This is a genomic window from Azospirillum sp. Marseille-Q6669, assembly GCF_965111635.1.
This window is the reverse complement of the sequence record NZ_CBCOOP010000006.1, coordinates 453,727-472,394: the sequence shown is the minus strand read 5'-3', so window position 1 is coordinate 472,394 and position 18,668 is coordinate 453,727. Positions and strand designations below refer to the sequence as shown.

Sequence of the window (18,668 nt, the reverse complement as noted above, 5' to 3'; positions counted from 1 at the left end):
ATACCCCGACGGCGCCCGAGTCCTGTCGGCTCAGACCAGTTCGACGCGCAGCGCGGTCGGGCCGCCGTCGCCCGGCACGGCGACGAAACGCACGTCCTCGCCGTCGGCCACCACTTCCAGCCCGGACTGGCGCAGGATCGCGCGGTCGAAATAGACGCCGATGCCCGTCTCGTCGTCCCACGGGTCGATCAGGCCGGACTGGCTGTCCAGATTGTACCAGCGCACGGTCCCATAAATCATTTCACCCGTTGGCACCGGCATCAGGGCCGGCGCCGACCGCTCGCGCCGCGGCTTGGGCTCACGGATGGCCGCCGGGGCGGCGGGGCGCACGGCCTGGGGGTCGCCGCCCTCCGGCTGGCGCTGGCGGCGCTGCTTCGGCGCGCGGGCCGGCTTGGCCTCCGCCGGGTCGGCGGGGGTGATGGAATGGATGGCCACGACCTGCGGCCCCTTCGGGGTCTCGGCGATGTCGCAGACGAGGCCCGTGCCCTCGGTCAGCGACACCTCGCCCAGCGAGGCGAGAACCCGGGAATGCAGAAACGCCTCACCGCTTCCGTCGGCGAAGCGGACGAAGCCGAAGCCCTTGTCGGCCTTGTACCATTTGACGACCGCCGTAACCTGCTGCTTTTGCTCTTCGCTCACTCTGGACACTCGATGCATGGAGGACAACCGGTCCAACAGTGACCGGATTTGTCGATCCGCGCAATGCGGCATCCGTTCGCCGCCCCCGCAATCGCACTTCGGTTTCACCATTTCCCACGGGAAAGAGGCGCCCCCGGCCGTCGACCCAACGGACCACCGCAGCAAAAGAGCGGAAAATTTTAAGTAAACGCACAAAAACGCTCTTTAAATCCGCTTTAAAAGCCGCCCTGTACTCTCCCCTCCGAAGTCCATCGCGGAGAATCCCGTGGCTCGCTTCCGGCCCAACCGATTTAGGATGAGGATCTCCCGATGAGCCTGTTCAGCGCCATGCGGTCCGGTGTGAGCGGCATGTCCGCGCAAAGCTCGCGGATGGCCGCCATTTCGGACAACATCAGCAACTCCGCCACCATCGGCTACAAGCGCGCCGCGGTCGACTTTTCGACGCTGATGACCTCCTCCGGCTCGACGAGCAACTACTCCGCGGGCGGCGTCCGCTCCAACGTGCATTATCAGGTGTTGAAGGACGGGACCATCCAGGGCACCCAGTCCGCCACCGACATGGCCATCGAGGGGCGTGGCTTCTTCGTCGTCGCCGACAACGCCGGCACCACCGGAACCTCGCCCGGCTACGCGCTGACCCGCGCCGGCAGCTTCCTGCCCGACGACCAGGGCTTCCTGCGCAACAGCGCCGGCCAGTATCTCCAGGCCTGGAAGCTGGGTCCGGACGGCAGCCTGCCCGCGGTGAACCGCAGCAGCTTCGACGGGCTGAGCGCCGTCTCCATCGCCGGGCTGGCCTATGGCGGCAGCAAGACGTCGCAGATGAGCTTCGCCGGCAACCTGCCAGCGCAGGCCACGAACGGCACCAGCTTCGACACCTCCACCTCGCTCTACGACGGTCTCGGCAACCCGCTCGACGTCACGATGACCTGGACGAAGACGGCCAACCCGAACGAATGGACGCTGTCGGTCACGCCGCCCGCCGGCTACACCGCGACGCTGTCCACCAACACCGTCACCTTCGACACCACGGGCGCCAACGCCGGCCTGCCGGCGGGCGCCCTGCCGCAGATCACGCTGACCTCGCCGGCCAACCCGACGCCGGACACCGTCAACGTCACGGTCGGCAACCTGACCCAGCTCAACGGCGATTACGTGCCGCAGTTCATGGGCGACGGCGCCCGCGCCGGCCGCGTCAGCACCGTGGACATCGACAAGGCGGGCACGCTGTGGGCCGTCTACGACAACGGCGCCCGCCAGCCGCTCTATCAGGTGCCGGTCGCCGACGTGGTCAACCCCGGCGGTCTGGTCCCGCAGGATGGCAACACCTACACGCTGGGCATCGACAGCGGCACGATGACGCTGAGCAACGGCAACAGCGGCACCGCCGGCTCGGTCGCCGGCTACGCACTGGAGCAGTCGAACGTCGACATCGCGGAGGAGCTGGTGTCGCTGATCGAGACGCAGCGCGCCTACTCCTCGAACGCCACGCTGGTGCGCACCGCCGACGAGATGGTGGACGAAACCACCCGTCTGAAGCGCTGACGGACGGGAAAGGGGATAGCCCGCCATGAGCCTCCAACTGGCCCTCAGCGCCGCCCTGTCCGGGCTGCGCGCGACCCAGCAGCAAGCAGCGCTGGTCTCGCACAACATCACCAACGCCACCACCGCGGGCTTCGTCCGCAAGGATCTGGCCGTCTCCACCGCGATCAGCGGCGGGCGCGGCCAGGGTGTGCGCGTCGACGGCGTGCTGCGCAGCGTGGACGAGTTCCTGATCCGCGACGCCCGGTTCGAACAGAGCCGCTACACCGCGCAGGAAACCCGCGCCTCGGCGCTGGCCGACTACGCCACCACGCTGGGCCAGCCGCAGGACGAGCGGTCCGTTTCCACCGCCCTGGCAAAGCTCCAGCAGTCCTTCAGCCAGCTCCGCAACCAAGCGGACAACGAGGCGGCGCGCACCGCCGTGGTGGATTCCGCGGAATCGCTGGTGCGCCGCCTGCACGACACCGCCGCCGCCGCGATCACCGTGCAGAACGACGCCAAGGCGCGGCTCCAGTCCTCCGTCGACGAGGTCAACCGCTCGCTCGTCCGCATCGGGGAGCTGAACAGCGCCATCGCCACCCAGAAGGCCAAGGGCGCCGAGACCGGCGACCTGATGGACGAGCGCGACCGGCTGCTCGATCAGGTGTCGAGCGAGATCGGCATCCGCACCCACACCCGCGAGAGCGGGGAGGTCGTGGTGATGACCCGCAACGGCCAGACGCTGCTCGACCGCGAGCTGCCGGCGGGCGCCCAGCCGCTTCAGCTCGTCGGCGGCGATCTAGTGGCCGGTGGCAAGATCATCTCCGACAACCCGGACCAGGACATTCAGAGCGGGCGCATCATGGGCTATGTCCAGACCGCCCATCAGGACATGCCGCGGGCGCTGGCCCAGCTCGACGAGCTAGCGGCGGGCATCGTCCGGCAGTTCCAGGCGGCGGAGGCCGACCCCACCCAGCTCGGCCTGTTCACCGACGCCGGCGCCGCCTACGGCACGACGGACGGTCTGGCCTCGCGCATCGCCGTCAACGGCAGCGTGCGAAGCAACCCCTGGATGGTGCAGAGCGGCGTCCAGGCGGGCGCGCCGCTGGCATCGGGCGATACCACGCAGATCGACCGTTTCCTGAACGCCTTCTCGGCCACCCGCAGCTTCGCCGCGGCGGACCTGCCCTCCTCGGCCACGCTGGGCGACTACGCCACCGGCATGGTCTCCACCCAGCAGGGCTACCGCACCACCGCCGAGTCCGAGATGAAGACCCGCAAGATCAGCGCCGACGCGCTGCAATCGGCGCGGCTCAACCGCGACGGCGTGAACGTTGACGACGAAATGCAGAAGCTGCTGCTGATCGAGCAGAGCTACGGCGCCAGCGCCCAGGTGCTGCAGGCCGCCGGGCGGATGCTCGACACGCTGCTCCAGATCCGGAACTGACGCCATGCTCTACAACGCCGTCTCCACCCTCGGCCTTTCCAAGCGCCTGCAGACCGCCAACACCGAGCTTCAGCTCGAACGGCTGCGCAACAACGACGAGATCGCCAGCGGCAAGCATTTCGACGTCGCCAAGGCGCTGGGTGCGCGCACCGGGCAGGCCATCGCGCTGCGCAACCTGTATGACGAGACCGACCAGACCCTGAAATCAACCGCCCTGCTGCAGGGGCGGCTGGGCACCATGGACAGCGCGCTGACCAACATCCTGTCCGCGGGGCAGGACGTTCTGGCCGCCGCCTCGGTCGGGCTGGGCCAGCCCTCGCCCACCGGCAGCTCGCTCCAGGTGCAGGCGCGCGCCATGCTGGAGCAGGTGGTGGGCATGCTCAACGCCTCCTCCGGCAACGGCTATCTGTTCGGCGGGGTGGAGGTGAAGGCCGCCCCCATGCGGGCCGTGCAGGGCGACGAGTCCGGCCTGCCTTCCCCCATCCAGATCGTGCAGGACACCATCGCCGCGGCCACCGGGGGCACCGCGTCGCCGCAGACCCCGGCCGAGACAGCCGCCGCCGTGGCGGCTCTGGACGACCTGTTCGCCGCACCGTCGGCCGCGCCGCTCGGCTTCGAGGGCGGGTTCTATCTGGGGGCGCCCTCGACCGCGCCGCGCCTCAGCGCCCGGCTCGATCGCTCGACCGAGATCCCCTACGGCATCCAGGGCAACGACCCGGCCATGCGGGACCTGCTCCAGGGCCTCTACATGCTGGCCAGCGTCGACACCAGCCAGCTGCCGCTGGACGCCTACAAACCCTACATGGAGGCCGCGGTCGCCAAGGTGTCGGGCGGCATCGAAGGGGTGCGCGACGCCACGGCGCAGCTGGGCATCCACCGCGCGCAGCTCGACGACATCGCGGCGATGAACACGACGCAGCTGCGCATCCTCAACGACCAGCTCGACGCGATGGAAAGCGTCGATCCGGCGGAGGCCAGCCTACGCATGAACCAGCTCGAGGTGCAGATCGAGGCGACCGCGGCGGCCACCGCCCGCATCGCCCGGATGAGCCTCGCCAATTACCTGTAGGACGGCAAGGCCTCCCTGCGGGATGATGAAAGACGGTCTGATGAAGCATGGTCCGATCCGCCGAGCCCTCCGCGTGGCAGCGCTGGCCGCGGCCTGCCTGCTGGGCGCCGCCGCCATGGCGGGCGATGGGCTGGCCCAGACGCGGGTGAAGGATCTCGTCACCTTCGACGGGGTGCGCCGCAACCAGCTCATCGGCTACGGCCTCGTGGTCGGCCTGAACGGTTCGGGCGACCGGCTGATCAACACGCCCTTCACCGAGCAGAGCCTGAAGGGCATGCTGGAGCGTCTGGGCATCAACACCCGCGACGAGGTGCTGCGCACCCGCAACGCCGCGGCGGTGATGGTCACAGCCTCGCTGCCGCCCTTCGCCCGCCAGGGCACGACCATCGACATCACCGTGTCGGCGCTGGGCGACGCCACCAGCCTGCTCGGCGGCACGCTGCTGGTCACGCCGCTGCTGGGCGCCGACGGGCAGGCCTACGCCGTGGCCCAGGGGTCGCTGTCGGTCAGCGGCTTCTCGGCCGGCGGGGTGGCCGCCAACGTGACCAAGGGCGTGCCGACGAGCGCCCGCATCGCCAACGGCGCCATCGTGGAGCGCGAGCTGAAATTCGCGCTGGACGAGACAACTGCGGTCCGCATGGCGCTGCGCAACCCCGACTTCACCACCGCCAACCGCATCGCCGACGCGGTGGCGGTGCGGTTGGGCAGCAGCGCCGTCCATGTGCTGGACGCGACCACCGTCGATGTCCGCATCCCGCCCCGCTACACCGGCGCGGTCGCCCGGCTGATCGGCGACATCGAGCAGCTCACCGTGCGCCCGGACGGCATCGCGCGGGTGGTGGTGGACGAGCGCAGCGGCACCGTGGTCATCGGCGACGACGTGCGCATCAGCCGCGTCGCCATCACCCAGGGCAACCTGACCGTCCGCGTGGTGGAAACGCCCCAGGTGTCCCAGCCGCAGCCCTTCTCCGACGGGCAGACCGTGGTGGTGCCGCGCACCGACGTGCAGGTGCAGGAGGGCAACGGGCGCCAGTTCGTCACCATCGGCGGCAACGTCAGCCTGCAGCAGCTCGTCAACGGGCTGAACGCGCTGGGCGTCGGGCCGCGCGACATGGTGGCCATCCTCCAGGCCATCAAGGCGGCGGGCGCCCTGCACGCCGACCTGGAAATCATCTGACACCTCCGGCCGGACGACGACACGATGGACATCTCCCCCTTTCCCCGACCACCCCCACTGCGCGTTCCGCCGCCGCGAAACCCGCCGCCCGAACCCAATCCGCCGAGAAGGCCGGGCAGGAATTCGAGGCGCTGATGGTCGGGCAGATGCTGGAGACGATGTTCGCCGGTGTGGAGACCGGCAGCGCCTTCGGCGGCGGCCAAGGCGAGCGGACGTGGCGCAGCTTCATGCTCCAGGAATACGGCAAGGCCATCGCCGAGGCCGGCACGCTGGGGATCGGCCGCATGGTCGAGGCCGACGTGGCCCGCCTCTACGGCCAGACGAGCGAAGGAACCAAGGGATGAGCCGCCGTTTCAAGGACCTGATCCGCGAATTCGCCCCCGACACCAAGCCGGTCGAGGACGCCGCGCCCGCCACCGCGCCGGAGCCCGAGATTCCCGCGCTGGCCGACGGGCCGACCGCCGTCGTGATGACGGAGTTTCTCGACACCGTGGCGGAGTTGAGCGTCCTTCTGGACGAGGAGACGGCGGCGCTGGCCGCCGGCGAGCTGGAGGGGCTGGAAGTCTACGCCCGGCGCAAGCAGGCGATGGCCGACCGTCTGGGCGGCATCATGACCCAGGCGCAGTCGGGCACGCTGCGCCTGAACGACGACCTGCGCGCGATGATCCTGGAGCGGGTGGAGCGGCTGGACCGCGCCATCAACGACAACGCGGCGGGGCTGGTCGCCATGCGCAAGGCCGTGCTGTCGATCAACCGCAGCCTTCTGGTGGCCCTGGAAAAGGCTGCCAGCGACGGCCTCTACGCCCCTTCCGGCCACGCGGTGCGCCCGGTCGAGCTGTCGGCGTCGGGCCTGAACGCGGAGCTGTAGACTCCGCCGATGCGGAGGGTTCCGCCGCCGGATGCGGGCCGCTATAGTCCGCCGTCCGCTTGGCCGCATCCTCCCGAGGCTTCCGCATGCCCGCAACCGACCGCGCCGGCTCCCCGTCGCTCGCCGTCTTCACCCATGGCGAGCTGATCGGCGACGCGCTCATCAAGATTCCCTTCGTGCGCGCCCTGCGGGGGCTGTTCCCGGACCACCGGATCACCTGGATCACCACCGAAGGCACCCATCTGGCGACCACGCTGCGCCCGATGATGGACGGGCTGATCGACGAGTTTCACGCCGACACCGGGATCGGGCGGAGCCCGCTCGGCCTGCTGAAGCCGATGCCCATCCGCGAGCGCTTCTCGCTGGTGCTGGACACCCAGGCGCTGCCCTGGCGAACGTTGCTGGCGCGGCGGTTGAAGCACGACGTGTTCGTCTCGGCCTGCGCCGGCTACCGCCTGTCGGACCGCCGCCCACCGCCCGGCTACAAGGAGCCGCGGCATGTGCTGGACCGCCTGTTCGACCTGCTGGAGGTCGCCGGCGGGCGCCGTCCGCCGCTGGACATGGCCGTGCCCATCCCGGCCGAGGCCGAGGCCGAGGCGCGCGCCGTCCTGCCCGATGGGCCGAACTACGTCGCCATCGCGCCGGGGGCGGGCAAGCGCGTGAAGTGCTGGCCGCTGGACCGCTTCGTGGAACTGGCCCGCGCCCAGGTCGCCGATGGGCGGGTGCCGGTCTTCATCCTCGGCCCGGCGGAGTTGGACTGGCTGCCCGAGTTGCGCGCCGCGGTGCCGCAGGCGCTGTTCCCGCTCCAGGACGCCGAACCGGCGGAGCCGCGCTATTCCCCGGTGCGCACCATCGCGCTGACCCGGCGCTGCGCGGCGGCGGTCGCCAACGACAGCGGGACCAGCCACCTATTCGGCCTCGCCGACGTGCCGCTGCTGACCCTCTACGGCCCGACCATCGCGGAGAAGCTGCGCCCCAAGGTGACGCGGGGCGCGGTGCTGACCGCCGCCGCCTTCGGCGGCCGCGAGATGGAGCGCATTCCCGCCGATGCGGCGATCCGGGAGGTCGAGGCGCTGATCCGTTCCTGAACCACCCTCGGCTTTCGTTCAGCCGGCCGTCCTCACTCGGCAAACCCGCCGGCGGAGAATTCCAGGGCCAAAGCCCCCGCTCGCCTGTTATGGTTGCGGGAAGCCTCTCGCACCACGGGGTCCGGGCATGGAAGACAAGCTGATTGCCTACATCGGCCGGTTGAAGGAGCAGATCGCCACCCTGCGCTCCGCCGACTTCACCACCCCGGAGGAGCGGGTGTCGTGCGAGGCCGTGGCCGACAGCCTGGAACTGGTCGTGCGCGAGTTGACGGACCTCATCGAGATCCGCTGACCCGTGCCACGCCGCGAAAAACGTCCGTGACGGCGCCTCACGCCGGCTCGTAGAAGCGTGCCAGTTCGCACGCCGGGACCGGGCGCCCGATCAGATAGCCCTGGAGCTGGTTGCAGGACTCGTTCTTCAGCAGGGTCCGCTGCTCCTCTGTCTCCACGCCCTCCGCCGTGACGGCGATGTCCAGACTCTTCGCGAGCGCCAGGATGGTGCGGATGATCGACAGGGACTCGCGGTTCTCCGCCATCAGCTGAACGAAGGATCGGTCGATCTTCAGCTTGTCGAAGGTGAATTTCTGAAGGTAGCTGAGGCTGGAATAGCCTGTGCCGAAATCGTCCAGGGCGATGCGCACCCCCGCGGCCTTCAGGGCGGTCAGCGCCGCCAGGGCACGTTCGGTGTCGTCGATCATCACCCCCTCGGTCACCTCGATCTCCAGCCGGTGCGCCGGCATTCCCTCCTCCTCCAGGATGCCGAGGATCGTGGCCGGAAGGTCGGAGTGGCGGAACTGGACCGGCGACAGGTTCACCGCCACCTTGACCGGGTCCGGCCAGTTCCGGGCGTCCCGGCAGGCGGTGCGCAGCACGAACTCGCCGAGCTGCATCACCAGCCCGCTCTCCTCGGCCAGCGGCACGAACTCCGACGGCGGAATCATGCCGCGCTCCGGATGCTTCCAGCGCACCAGCGCCTCGAAGCCCAGGATGCGGTGCGTCCGGCAATCCTCCAGCGGCTGGTAATGGACGCTGAGCGCGCCGTCGCTCAGCGCTTGGCGCAGGTCGCGCTCCAGGCCACGGCGGGCCTGCAGCCGCTCGTCCATTTCCGCCTCGAAGAAGCGGAAGGTGCCCCGCCCCTCCGACTTGGCGCGGTAGAGGGCGGTGTCGGCGTGCTGGAGCAGCGCTTCCGCCCCGGTGCCGTCCTGCGGGAACAGGGCGATGCCGACGCTCGTCCCGACCACCATCCGCTGGCCGTCCAGATCGGCGGGCACGCCCAGCGCCTTGACCAGACGGTCGGCCAGGGCCAGCGCCTCGCCCGGCTGGGCGATGCGGTGCAGAACGGCGAACTCGTCGCCGCTTAGCCGCGCCACTGTGTCGTGGCTGGGCACCGCCTCCAGCATGCGGCGCGCCATCTCCTGCAGCAGCCGGTCGCCCGCCGGGTGGCCCAGCAGGTCGTTCACCGCCTTGAAGCGGTCGAGATCCAGATAGAGCACCGCCACCCCGGTGCGCGCCCGCCCCACGCTGGCCAGCGCGCCGTTCAGCCGGTCGAGGAACAGGGAGCGGTTCGGCAGGCCGGTCAGCAGGTCGTGATGGGCCATGTGGCGGATGCGCTCCTCCGCCCGCTTGCGCTCGCGGATGTCGCGCACGGCGACGACACGGGCAGGACGGCCCTCGTGCGTGATGTCCTGTCCGTGCGCCTCGACCATCACCAGGGTGCCGTCGTCGTGCAGCAGGTCCAGCTCCACCCGCTCGGAGGAGGGCTGGGCCAGCTTGCGCTCGATGTCGGAGCGGCGGTTCTGCACCACGAAGCGCAGCATGGACTGGCCAATGAACTGCGCCTGCGGCTTGCCCAGCAGCTCCGCCATGGCGCGGTTGACGTCGAGGACCACGCCGTCGCGGTGGATCACGATGCCTTCCGTGGTGGCGTCGGCGAGCTGGCGGAACCGCTCCTCGCTGGCGCGCAGCCGGGCCGCCTCGTGCGCCGTCCTGGCGGCCAGCCGCTGGTCGACGATGGCCCCGGCAAGGCCCAGCGCCATCACCACCGTGGCCGTTACCGCGATGGCGACCGCCAGCAGGCCCGGCTCCATGATCTGGTCGGACATGTCGTGCAGCGGGTCGGGGATCAGCGTGACGCCGGCCATGCCGGTGAAATGCAGCCCGCAGATGCCCAGCGCCAGCAGGGCCGCGCCGGCCGCCAGCCCCTTCAGCGACCCGATCCGCAGGGCAGCGGTGAAGCCCGCTCCGCCCAGCATGACGCCCAGGCCCAGGGCCACCGCGACGTAAGCCGGGTCGTAATGCAGGTTGGCCGGCACCTGGAGCGCCGCCATGCCGGTGAAATGCATGGCCGTCGCCGCGGCCCCGGCGATGGCGCCGCCCAGCGGGGCGGCCAGCCGCCCGCCGCCGATGGCGTGGCGGATGCCCACCGCGGCGCCGCCGATGGCGATCAGGATCGACAGGACCGTCAGGCCGACGTCGTAGCCCATGGGCAGGCTGGTCCGGAAGGCCAGCATGGCGATGAAGTGGGTCGCCCACACGCCGCCGCCGGTCGCCGTCGCGGCACCGGCCAGCCAGCCCCAGCGCGCCCGTCCCGCCACCGCGGCCGCGCGGCGGGCCAGGTTCAGGGACACCCAGGCACCGAATCCACAGACCGCCCCCGCCAGCAGCACGAGCCACAAATCGTGCTGCTGGGTTATGCAGGCATACACACGCATCATCCGGCGTTCATCCCGTTCCGGCGGCTCGACGCCGCTTGATCCGATTACCTTAATCTTTTGGTACGTTAATAATCCTTTTTCGGATCCGTCCGGAGCGCGGAATCGGCATGCGCAAGTTGCGCGGACGCTACAGTCGGTAGCGCAGCGCGTCGACCAGGGCGGCCAGAGCCGGCGGGATCTGCCGGCGGCTGGGGTAGTAGAGGTAATAGCCGGGAAACGGTGTGCACCAATCGTCCAGCACGCGGACCAGCCGCCCGGCGGCGACGTGCTCCGCCACCTCGTCCTCGAAGATGTAGGCCAGCCCCCGCCCATCCAGAACGGCGGCCATGATGACGTCCATGTCGTTGGACACCAGCGATCCGGTCACCCGGACGTTCACCGGATGGCCGTCCTCCTCGAATTCCCACACATAGACGGCGCCGGACGTGGTGAAGCGGTAGTTGATGCAGTCGTGCCCGGCCAGATCCTGCGGGGCGCAGGGCACCGGACGCTGCGCGAAATAGGCAGGCGCGCCGACGATGGCCGCCCGGATGTCCGGGCCGATGCGCACCGCGATCATGTCCTTTTCGAGTTGCTCGCCCAGCCGGACCCCGGCGTCGAAGCGGCTTGCCACGATGTCGGTCAGGCTGCTGTCGATGGACAGCTCCACCTGCACCTCCGGATAGTCGGCGAGGAAGCGCGACAGCACGGGCCACAGCACCCGGACGGCGGCGTGCTTGCCGGTGGTGATGCGCAACGTGCCGGCGGGCTTCTCGCGCAGTTCCCCCACCGCCGCCAGCCCGGCGGCGATGTCGTCCAGCGCCGGCCGTAGGGTGCGCAGCAGCCGCTGCCCGGCCTCCGTCGTAGACACGCTGCGGGTCGTCCGGGCCAGCAGGCGCAGGCCCAGCCGGTCCTCCAGCGCCTTCATGGCGTGGCTGAGCGCGGATTGGGACATGCCCAGCCGGGCCGCCGCCCGCGTGAAGCTCCCCTCCTCCGCCACGACGGCGAAGGCCGCCAGATCGCTGAGGTCGTTCCGGTTCATTCATGCACCACGTTCATAAGCCCAAGCGGATTGTACCGGCTATTCGTCTCGCGGCGAAGCGGTTAGGATGCTCGTGGTTACGCTTGCGGGCCAAACGAACGGATAGGGCGGTCGCTTCCGCGGAAGACCAACTCCCACACTGGGATGTTTGCCACACCCGCCGAACGGGACCACACTGCACACGGTCTTTTCGAAGCTGGGCTTCACGCAAGAATTGCCCGCCGAAGGCCCGCACCATAATACCCGACAGGCAGAGTCGAGAGACAGGGATCATCCGATGATTCGTTTGAACATCAACGGGCAGGACCGGGACGTCGACGTGCCCGGCGACATGCCGCTTCTGTGGGTCCTGCGGGACGAGCTGAACCTGACCGGCACCAAGTTCGGCTGCGGCATCGCCCAGTGCGGCGCCTGCACCGTCCATATGGACGGCACGCCGATCCGCGCCTGCCAGACCCCGGCGGAATCCGCAGCCGGCACCAGGATCACCACGATCGAGGGCGTGTCTGGCACGGTCGCCCAGGCCGTCCAGGCATCCTGGCAGAAGTTGGACGTGGTGCAGTGCGGCTACTGCCAGTCCGGCCAGATCATGAGCGCCGTGGCCCTGCTGACCGACAACCGCAACCCCACGGACGACGACATCGACGCGGCGATGGACGGCAACGTCTGCCGCTGCGCCACCTATCCGCGCATCCGCGCGGCCATCAAGGACGCCGCCAAGGCGATGGGGGCCTGAGCCATGCTGAACCAGCTCATCAAGCAGGCGGCGGCGGACGTCGCCTCCCCCTCGCGCCGCGGCTTCCTCAAGGGGGCCGGCGGCGCGCTGGTTCTCGGCGCCATGCTGCCCCGGACCGGTTTCGCCAGCGAGACTGCCGCCCCCAAGGTCGTCGGCCCGGCCGACCCGCGCCCGCAGGCCTTCATCCGCATCGCCGCCGACGACACGGTCACCGTGCTGGTCAAGCATCTGGACAAGGGCCAGGGCATCATGACCGGCCTGACCACCATCGTCGCGGAGGAGCTTGACGCCGACTGGGCGCAGATGCGGGGCGCCTTCGCCCCGGCGGACGGCGCGCTCTACGCCAACCACTTCTTCGGCATCCAGGGCACCGGCGGCTCCACCGCGGTCGCCAACAGCTGGGACGAGCTGCGCATGGCCGGGGCCGCCGCCCGCGCCATGCTGGTCGCCACCGCCGCGGCGCGCTGGTCGGTCCCGGTCTCGTCCGTCACGGTCGAGCAGGGCGTCGTCCGCCACGCCGCCTCCAACCGCAGCGCCCGCTTCGGCGAGTTGGCGGAGGACGCGGCGAAGCTGCCCGTCCCGCAGAACGTCGCGCTGAAGGACGCCAAGGACTACAAACTCATCGGCAACCCGTCGCTGCACCGGCTGGACCATGTGTCCAAGACCGATGGCACGGCGATCTTCGCCATGGACATCCGCCGCCCCGGCCAGGTGACGGCGGTTCTCGCCCGCTCCCCCCGCTTCGGCGGCACGGTGAAGTCGGTGGACGCCGCCGCGGCGAAGCAGGTGCCGGGTGTCCTGGAGGTGCTGACCCTGCCGATCGGCGTCGCGGTCGTCGCCAGGAACACCTGGGCCGCCATGAAGGGCCGCGAGGCGCTGACGGTGGAGTGGGACGACGCCAAGGCGGAGATGCGCGGCACTGAGGAGATGCTCGCCGACTACCGCAAGCTGGCCGACCAGCCGGGCAATGTGGCCACCGACACCGGCGACACGGCGAAGGCCCTGGCCGGCGCCGCCAAGGTGGTGGAGGCGGAGTTCGTCTTCCCCTATCTCGCCCACGCCCCGATGGAGCCGTTGAACGCGACCGTGGAGCTGACTCCGGACGGCGGCTGCACCATCTGGGCCGGCTCCCAGTTCCAGGGGGTGGAGCAGAAGGTCGCCGCCGGCATCCTCGGCTGCAAGCCGGAACAGGTGGTCATCAACACCGTCTGGGCGGGCGGCAGCTTCGGCCGCCGCGCCACCCCGGACGCCGACTACATCGCGGAGGCGGTGACCATCGCCAAGGCCTATGGCGGCAAGGCGCCGGTCCATCTGGTGTGGACGCGCGAGGACGACATCCGCGGCGGCCGCTACCGCCCGCTGTTCCTGCACAAGGTGAAGGCTGGCCTGGACGCCTCCGGCACGCTGGTGGCGTGGCGGCAGAGCATCGTCGGGCAGAGCTTCATGATCGGCACCCTGTTCGAAGGCTTCATGGTCAAGAACGGCGTGGACGCGACGGCGGTCGAGGGCGCCTCGGACATGGCCTACGCGGTGCCGAACCTGCATGTCGACCTGCACTCCCCGCCGTCGCCGGTCACCACCCTGTGGTGGCGCTCGGTCGGCCACACCCACACCGCCTACGCCAAGGAGGTGATGATCGACGAGCTGGCCGCGGCGGCGGACAAGGACCCGGTGGCCTTCCGGCTGGAGATGCTGAAGGATCACCCGCGCCTCCAGGGCGTGTTGAAGCTGGCGGCCGAAAAGGCCGGCTGGGGCCAGCCGCTGCCCAAGGGCAAGGGCCGCGGCATCGCCGTGCATGAAAGCTTCAGCAGCTTCGTCGCCCACGTCGCGGAGGTCTCCGTGGACGAGCAGGGCCGCGTGACCATCGACCGTGTGGTCTGCGCGGTGGATTGCGGGCAGGTCGTGAACCCCAACATCGTCGAGGCTCAGGTCTCCGGCGGCACCGGCTGGGCCATCGGCCACGCGCTGCGCGACGAGATCACGCTGACCGGCGGGCTGGTGGACCAGAGCAACTTCGACGCCTACCAGCCGCTCCGCAACTCGGAGATGCCGCCGATCGAGGTTCACATCCTCCCCTCCACGGCCCGTCCGACCGGCGTCGGCGAACCCGGCGTGCCGACCGCGGCCCCGGCGGTCGCCAACGCGGTCTTCGCCGCTACCGGCAAGCGGCTGCATCACCTGCCCTTCACCCGCTCCGGCATGGTGTAAGGACGGCGCAGAACAGGGCAGGCCGGGGCGTTTTTCCCCCGGCCTGTCTGCCCTGTCCTGCCCGTATGACGTTTTTGCTGCAATTTCATGACGCCCGGCGTTAAGAGGAAACGGCAGAACCGACCGAGAGAACCGTTTCCATGCTGCTGCTGCGCGCCATCCGCTCCATGATGCCGAAGGAAGAGCGGGTCATTGAGCAATTCATCGAGCAGGCCCGGCACATCGTCGACGCCTCCGCCGCCCTGGAAGCCGTCATGCAGGCCGGTCCGGAGGAGCGCGCCGACCGCACCGCGACGCTGAAGCGGATCGAGAAGGACGCCGACCGCGTCGCCAAGGACGCCGGGCGCGGGTTGCACCGCGCCTTCATCACCCCCTTCGACCGTTCGGAGATCCAGGCGCTGATCAACGCGCTGGATGATTGCATCGACCTGATGGACGAGGTGCCGCGCCTCGCCGCGCTCTACGGCATCGAGACCTTCGACGACCGGATGATGCGCATGGCGGCGATCGGCCGCCGCCAAGCGGCCCTGCTGTCCGAGGTCATGCCGCTGCTGACCAAAATCTCCGTACACGCCGACCGCATCCTGCACATCTGCGGCCAGATCTCCGACCTGGAGGACGAGGCCGACGAGATCCTGCGCGATGCCATGAAGTCCCTGATCGCCGAGCGTCCGGAGATGATCGACTTCCTGGGCCGCCGCGAGGTCTACGAACTGCTGGAAGCCGTCACCGACCGCTGCGACGACGTGGGCGACCTGATCGAAGGGATCACCCTGGATCAGGCGTAAGGGCGGTTCTCGCCCACGGGCGGGGGAGCGAAAGCCGCTCCCCGTTCACATCCGGCTCAAACCTGGGCCATGCCGCCGTCGGCGAACAGCTCCACGCCGTTGACGAAGCTGCTGTCGTCGGACGCCAGGAAGACAGCGGCCCTGGCGATTTCATCAGGATCGCCGACGCGGCCCAGCGGCACCTGCGTCGCCAGATAATCCACCAGCCCCTGCTGCTGCGCCGCGTCCGGACCGGCCAGCTCGACCAGACCCGGCGTGCGGATCGGGCCGGGGCTAAGCGTGTTGACGCGGATGCCGCGGTCCTTCAGGTCCAGGATCCAGCTGCGGGCGAAGTTGCGCACCGCCGCCTTGCTGGCGCTGTAGACGCTGAAGGCCGCCGTGCCCATGCTGCCGGCGGTGGACCCGGCGAGGATCACCGACGCGCCCCGGCCGAGCAGCGGCAGCGCCTTCTGCACGGTGAACAGCACGCCCTTCACATTGCGGTTGAACGTGTCCTCATACTGCTCCTCGGTGATGGCGCCCAGCGGCAGCATGCCGCCGCCGCCGGCGTTGGCGTACAGCACGTCGAGACGGCCCGCCTCGCTCTGGATCCGGGCATAGAGCCGATCGAGATCGGCCAGATTGGACGAGTCGGCCTGCACCCCCGTCGCCGTGCCGCCGGCGTCCCGGATCGCCGCGACCGCGGCCTCCAGTTCGGATCGGCGGCGGCCGGTGAGGTAGACGGCCGCACCTTCGGCGGCGAAGCGCTTGGCCGCGGCAAGGCCGATGCCGCTGGTGGCGCCGGTGACGAGGGCGATCTTGCCGTCGAGCTTGCGTGACATCGGAAGTCTCCTTGGGACTGGGTTGTTCGCTGGAGACAAAGCTATCGACGGCAGATAGACACTGAAATAGAAACGACTGAAAACCATCGTTGCAGGATTGGCGATGTCGAAACTGCCGGATTTCGAAGGCTTGGCGATGTTCGCCAAAGTGGTGGAGGAGCGCTCCTTCGCCGGTGCGGCCCGCGCCATGGGCGTGTCGGTCGCCACGGTGTCGCGCGCGGTCGGCCGGTTGGAGGAGCGGTTGGGCGGACGGCTGTTCAACCGCTCCTCGCGCCGGCTGGCCTTGACCGATTTCGGCCATTCCCTGGCCGAGCGCGCGATGCGCCTTTACGACGAGGCGGAGGCGGCCGAGAACGCGGCGCGCGAACTGTCCAGCCGCCCGCGCGGTCTGATCCGTCTGGCGGTGCCGATGTCGTTCGGGTTGCGCTGGGTGGCGCCCCTGCTGCCGGACTTCTTCCGTCTCTATCCGGAGATTTCCATCGACCTGCATTTGAGCGACGCGACCGTCGATCTGGTGGGCGAAGGCTTCGACGCCGCGCTACGGATCGCCGTGCTTACGGACAGCTCGCTGGTGGCCCGGCGGCTGTGCCCCATCGCTCCCGTCGTCCTTGCCGCTCCCGGCTACATCGCCCGCCACGGCCTGCCCCGGCATCCGCGTGACCTGAAGGACCATCATTGCCTGGGCTACGCGTACCGGCGGCGCCAGGACATCTGGCACTTCACCAACGGCGCCGGCGAGGAGGAGAGCGTGACTCCGTCCGGCCCGCTGCGCGTCACCAACGCCGACGCCCTGGTGCCGATGCTGCTGGAGGGTTTGGCGATCGCCGAACTGCCGGAGTTCATGGCCGCGGAGCATGTGGCGGACGGGCGGCTGACCGCCATTCTGACCGACTGGTCGCTGCCGAAAGGCGGGCTCTACTTCGTCACTCCGTCGGCCCGCACACGTCCGGCGAAGGTCGGGGTCCTGGCCGACTTTCTCATCGAGCGCCTGTCGGAGCCGGTGTGGAGGCGGACCGTCGGCCTGGGCAAAGACTAACACGCCCCGGTTATGGTTAACGGTACATAAACCAATTCACGGCTAATTTCGAAGCATCGCCGCTCCGATCCCGAGAGATTGCCGCCGTGAAGCTGCGCCTCGTCACCGCCGCCGCCCTTTGCGCCTTTCTCGCGATCCCGGGGGGCATGACCACCGGACGGAGCGCGCAGGCCGCAGGCGACTCCACCCCCTACGGCCACAGCACGGAGGCTGAGGAGGTCGACCGCTTCCTGCGGGCGCTGCGCACCATCCGCGGCCAGTATGTCGAGCCGCTGACCGACCGCGAGCTGGTGGACATCGCCATCAAGGCCATGGCCGGGCGGGACCGCTACTCCGCCTATCTGGACGACGGTGAATACCGGCAGTTGCAGGCGTCGAACGACGGCGCCTTCGCCGGGCTGGGCATCCGCTACGAGGCCCACGGCACCCGCGTCCGCATCGCCGAGACCGTTCCCGAGTCTCCGGCGGAGGCCGCCGGGCTGCGCTCCGGCGATGTGATCCTGGCGGTGGACCAGCAGCCGGTCGGCGGGGCGGAGCTGGCAACCGTCAAGCAGATGCTGAGCGGGCCGGAAGGGGCGGCGGTATCTCTGACCGTCCTGCGCGCCGGGACGCCGGACCCCTTCGACGTCAGCGTGGTCCGCGGCAAGCTGCGCATCCCCTCGGTCCGGCTGGCCGCCGTCGGGGCGGTGGGCTACATCCGTATAAGCCGCTTCGACCGCCAGACCGCCACCGGGGTCAGCACGGCCATCCGCTCGCTGCGGGAGCGGATCGGGCCGGACATCGGCGGCTTCATCATCGATGTGCGCGACAATCCCGGCGGGCTGGTGCAGGCGAGCGTCCGCGTTGCCGACGCCTTCCTCGACAAGGGAACGATCCTGACCGCCCGTGGTCCCGGGCGCGGGGCGGACAAGACCTACACCGCCACCCCCGGCGACGAGACGGACGGCCTGCCGCTGGTGGTGCTGGTCAACGCGAAATCCGCCTCCGCCGCGGAAATCCTGACCGGGGCGCTGAAGGACCACCGGCGCGCCACGGTGATCGGCACGACGACCTTCGGCAAGGGGATCATCCAGAGCGTCATCCCCTTCGACAGCGGGGCGCTGAAACTGACCACGGCGCGCTACTACACGCCGTCGGGGCAGTCCATTCACCAGATCGGCATCCAGCCCGACGAGACCATCGCGGAGCCGGCCGCGGAGGACGGGCAATCCGCCCCGCCGTCCAACGGCATCCCCAACGCGGCCAACGATCAGGCCTTCGCCCGCGCGTTGTCCATTCTCCGCTCCCGCTGACCGGTATTTCGCCGACGGATCAGAAGATCACCTCGCCGGCCAGCAGGGCGAGGACCAGGAAGACCAGGAAGATGATCAGCGCGATCCCGAAGAGGATCTTCGCGACTCCCGCGGTGGCCGATGACACGTTGGTGAAGCCGAGCGCGCCGGCGACCAGAGACACCACGAAAAAGATCAACGCCCATTTCAGCATGGACCGCTCCTGCGCGTTCTGAAACCCAGCCGGCACGTCCGGCAGGGTAGGAA

General features: G+C 69.6%; 18 protein-coding genes. 13 read left to right on the top strand and 5 right to left on the bottom strand.

Features of this window, described 5'->3' with window-relative positions:
• Positions 1-30: 30 nt before the first annotated feature.
• Complete coding sequence (locus ACWPXE_RS30765; protein ID WP_040137955.1) at positions 31-639, bottom strand: cold-shock protein; 609 nt, start codon at positions 637-639, stop codon at positions 31-33.
• 309 nt (positions 640-948) lie between these two features.
• Between ACWPXE_RS30765 and ACWPXE_RS30760 the strand changes: the two genes are divergently transcribed.
• The 8 genes from ACWPXE_RS30760 to ACWPXE_RS30725 all read left to right on the top strand — a co-directional run bounded on the left by ACWPXE_RS30760 (position 949) and on the right by ACWPXE_RS30725 (position 8,098).
• A complete protein-coding gene (locus tag ACWPXE_RS30760; protein WP_454020859.1) occupies positions 949-2,181 on the top strand; it encodes a flagellar hook protein FlgE in 1,233 nt (410 codons plus the stop codon).
• A 25-nt stretch (positions 2,182-2,206) separates the two neighbouring features.
• On the top strand, positions 2,207-3,604 hold the full coding sequence (gene flgK / locus ACWPXE_RS30755) for a flagellar hook-associated protein FlgK (protein ID WP_454020858.1): 1,398 nt from the start codon (positions 2,207-2,209) through the stop codon (positions 3,602-3,604).
• 4 nt (positions 3,605-3,608) lie between these two features.
• Entirely contained in the window at positions 3,609-4,673 is a 1,065-nt protein-coding gene (locus tag ACWPXE_RS30750) for a flagellin (RefSeq protein ID WP_454020857.1), read from the top strand.
• 40 nt (positions 4,674-4,713) lie between these two features.
• Positions 4,714-5,850, top strand: coding sequence for a flagellar basal body P-ring protein FlgI (locus ACWPXE_RS30745; RefSeq protein ID WP_145626140.1), 1,137 nt, complete (start codon positions 4,714-4,716; stop codon positions 5,848-5,850).
• 134 nt (positions 5,851-5,984) lie between these two features.
• The gene (locus ACWPXE_RS30740; RefSeq protein ID WP_454020856.1) at positions 5,985-6,194 is read left to right on the top strand and encodes a rod-binding protein; all 210 of its coding nucleotides are present in this window, start codon (positions 5,985-5,987) and stop codon (positions 6,192-6,194) included.
• Positions 6,191-6,718, top strand: a complete 528-nt coding sequence (locus ACWPXE_RS30735) for a flagellar protein FlgN (RefSeq protein WP_454020855.1) — start codon at positions 6,191-6,193, stop codon at positions 6,716-6,718. The genes ACWPXE_RS30740 and ACWPXE_RS30735 overlap by 4 nt, the downstream gene beginning before the upstream one ends.
• An 86-nt stretch (positions 6,719-6,804) precedes the next feature.
• The gene (locus ACWPXE_RS30730; protein WP_454020854.1) at positions 6,805-7,806 is read left to right on the top strand and encodes a glycosyltransferase family 9 protein; all 1,002 of its coding nucleotides are present in this window, start codon (positions 6,805-6,807) and stop codon (positions 7,804-7,806) included.
• Between the two features lie 127 nt (positions 7,807-7,933).
• Entirely contained in the window at positions 7,934-8,098 is a 165-nt protein-coding gene (locus tag ACWPXE_RS30725) for a hypothetical protein (RefSeq protein ID WP_454020853.1), read from the top strand.
• A 37-nt stretch (positions 8,099-8,135) separates the two neighbouring features.
• Here the strand turns inward: ACWPXE_RS30725 and ACWPXE_RS30720 are convergent, their stop codons facing one another.
• Together ACWPXE_RS30720 and ACWPXE_RS30715 are read right to left on the bottom strand one after the other, a co-directional pair.
• Complete coding sequence (locus tag ACWPXE_RS30720) at positions 8,136-10,520, bottom strand: bifunctional diguanylate cyclase/phosphodiesterase (RefSeq protein ID WP_454020852.1); 2,385 nt, start codon at positions 10,518-10,520, stop codon at positions 8,136-8,138.
• A gap of 127 nt (positions 10,521-10,647) precedes the next feature.
• Complete coding sequence (locus ACWPXE_RS30715) at positions 10,648-11,541, bottom strand: LysR family transcriptional regulator (protein ID WP_454020851.1); 894 nt, start codon at positions 11,539-11,541, stop codon at positions 10,648-10,650.
• 277 nt (positions 11,542-11,818) lie between these two features.
• Here ACWPXE_RS30715 and ACWPXE_RS30710 point away from each other — a divergent pair, with 277 nt between their 5' ends.
• From ACWPXE_RS30710 to ACWPXE_RS30700, 3 genes are all read left to right on the top strand, one after another.
• Positions 11,819-12,277 (top strand): (2Fe-2S)-binding protein, encoded by a 459-nt coding sequence (locus ACWPXE_RS30710; protein WP_200486999.1) that lies wholly within the window; start codon positions 11,819-11,821, stop codon positions 12,275-12,277.
• Positions 12,278-12,280: 3 nt separating this feature from the next.
• Positions 12,281-14,485, top strand: a complete 2,205-nt coding sequence (locus tag ACWPXE_RS30705; protein ID WP_454020850.1) for a molybdopterin cofactor-binding domain-containing protein — start codon at positions 12,281-12,283, stop codon at positions 14,483-14,485.
• A gap of 140 nt (positions 14,486-14,625) precedes the next feature.
• Entirely contained in the window at positions 14,626-15,273 is a 648-nt protein-coding gene (locus ACWPXE_RS30700; protein ID WP_014199671.1) for a DUF47 domain-containing protein, read from the top strand.
• A 56-nt stretch (positions 15,274-15,329) separates the two neighbouring features.
• Here ACWPXE_RS30700 and ACWPXE_RS30695 read toward each other — a convergent pair whose 3' ends face one another.
• Positions 15,330-16,094, bottom strand: a complete 765-nt coding sequence (locus ACWPXE_RS30695) for an SDR family NAD(P)-dependent oxidoreductase (protein WP_454020849.1) — start codon at positions 16,092-16,094, stop codon at positions 15,330-15,332.
• 103 nt (positions 16,095-16,197) lie between these two features.
• Here ACWPXE_RS30695 and ACWPXE_RS30690 point away from each other — a divergent pair, with 103 nt between their 5' ends.
• Together ACWPXE_RS30690 and ACWPXE_RS30685 are read left to right on the top strand one after the other, a co-directional pair.
• Positions 16,198-17,130, top strand: coding sequence for a LysR family transcriptional regulator (locus tag ACWPXE_RS30690; RefSeq protein ID WP_454020848.1), 933 nt, complete (start codon positions 16,198-16,200; stop codon positions 17,128-17,130).
• 86 nt (positions 17,131-17,216) lie between these two features.
• Positions 17,217-18,422: a S41 family peptidase gene (locus ACWPXE_RS30685; protein WP_454020847.1), complete on the top strand. Its 1,206-nt coding sequence runs from the start codon at positions 17,217-17,219 to the stop codon at positions 18,420-18,422.
• A 19-nt stretch (positions 18,423-18,441) separates the two neighbouring features.
• Here the strand turns inward: ACWPXE_RS30685 and ACWPXE_RS30680 are convergent, their stop codons facing one another.
• Complete coding sequence (locus ACWPXE_RS30680; protein ID WP_014199667.1) at positions 18,442-18,615, bottom strand: DUF1328 domain-containing protein; 174 nt, start codon at positions 18,613-18,615, stop codon at positions 18,442-18,444.
• Positions 18,616-18,668: the final 53 nt, after the last annotated feature.

Bases quoted from the DNA above. Each gene is read 5' to 3' on its own strand.
- ACWPXE_RS30760 (WP_454020859.1), top strand. From the start codon at position 949: ATGAGCCTGTTCAGCGCCATGCGGTCCGGTGTGAGCGGCATGTCCGCG.
- flgK (WP_454020858.1), top strand. From the start codon at position 2,207: ATGAGCCTCCAACTGGCCCTCAGCGCCGCCCTGTCCGGGCTGCGCGCG.
- ACWPXE_RS30750 (WP_454020857.1), top strand. From the start codon at position 3,609: ATGCTCTACAACGCCGTCTCCACCCTCGGCCTTTCCAAGCGCCTGCAG.
- ACWPXE_RS30745 (WP_145626140.1), top strand. From the start codon at position 4,714: ATGAAGCATGGTCCGATCCGCCGAGCCCTCCGCGTGGCAGCGCTGGCC.
- ACWPXE_RS30740 (WP_454020856.1), top strand. From the start codon at position 5,985: ATGGTCGGGCAGATGCTGGAGACGATGTTCGCCGGTGTGGAGACCGGC.
- ACWPXE_RS30735 (WP_454020855.1), top strand. From the start codon at position 6,191: ATGAGCCGCCGTTTCAAGGACCTGATCCGCGAATTCGCCCCCGACACC.
- ACWPXE_RS30730 (WP_454020854.1), top strand. From the start codon at position 6,805: ATGCCCGCAACCGACCGCGCCGGCTCCCCGTCGCTCGCCGTCTTCACC.
- ACWPXE_RS30725 (WP_454020853.1), top strand. From the start codon at position 7,934: ATGGAAGACAAGCTGATTGCCTACATCGGCCGGTTGAAGGAGCAGATC.
- ACWPXE_RS30720 (WP_454020852.1), bottom strand. From the start codon at position 10,520: ATGATGCGTGTGTATGCCTGCATAACCCAGCAGCACGATTTGTGGCTC.
- ACWPXE_RS30715 (WP_454020851.1), bottom strand. From the start codon at position 11,541: ATGAACCGGAACGACCTCAGCGATCTGGCGGCCTTCGCCGTCGTGGCG.
- ACWPXE_RS30710 (WP_200486999.1), top strand. From the start codon at position 11,819: ATGATTCGTTTGAACATCAACGGGCAGGACCGGGACGTCGACGTGCCC.
- ACWPXE_RS30705 (WP_454020850.1), top strand. From the start codon at position 12,281: ATGCTGAACCAGCTCATCAAGCAGGCGGCGGCGGACGTCGCCTCCCCC.
- ACWPXE_RS30700 (WP_014199671.1), top strand. From the start codon at position 14,626: ATGCTGCTGCTGCGCGCCATCCGCTCCATGATGCCGAAGGAAGAGCGG.
- ACWPXE_RS30695 (WP_454020849.1), bottom strand. From the start codon at position 16,094: ATGTCACGCAAGCTCGACGGCAAGATCGCCCTCGTCACCGGCGCCACC.
- ACWPXE_RS30690 (WP_454020848.1), top strand. From the start codon at position 16,198: ATGTCGAAACTGCCGGATTTCGAAGGCTTGGCGATGTTCGCCAAAGTG.
- ACWPXE_RS30680 (WP_014199667.1), bottom strand. From the start codon at position 18,615: ATGCTGAAATGGGCGTTGATCTTTTTCGTGGTGTCTCTGGTCGCCGGC.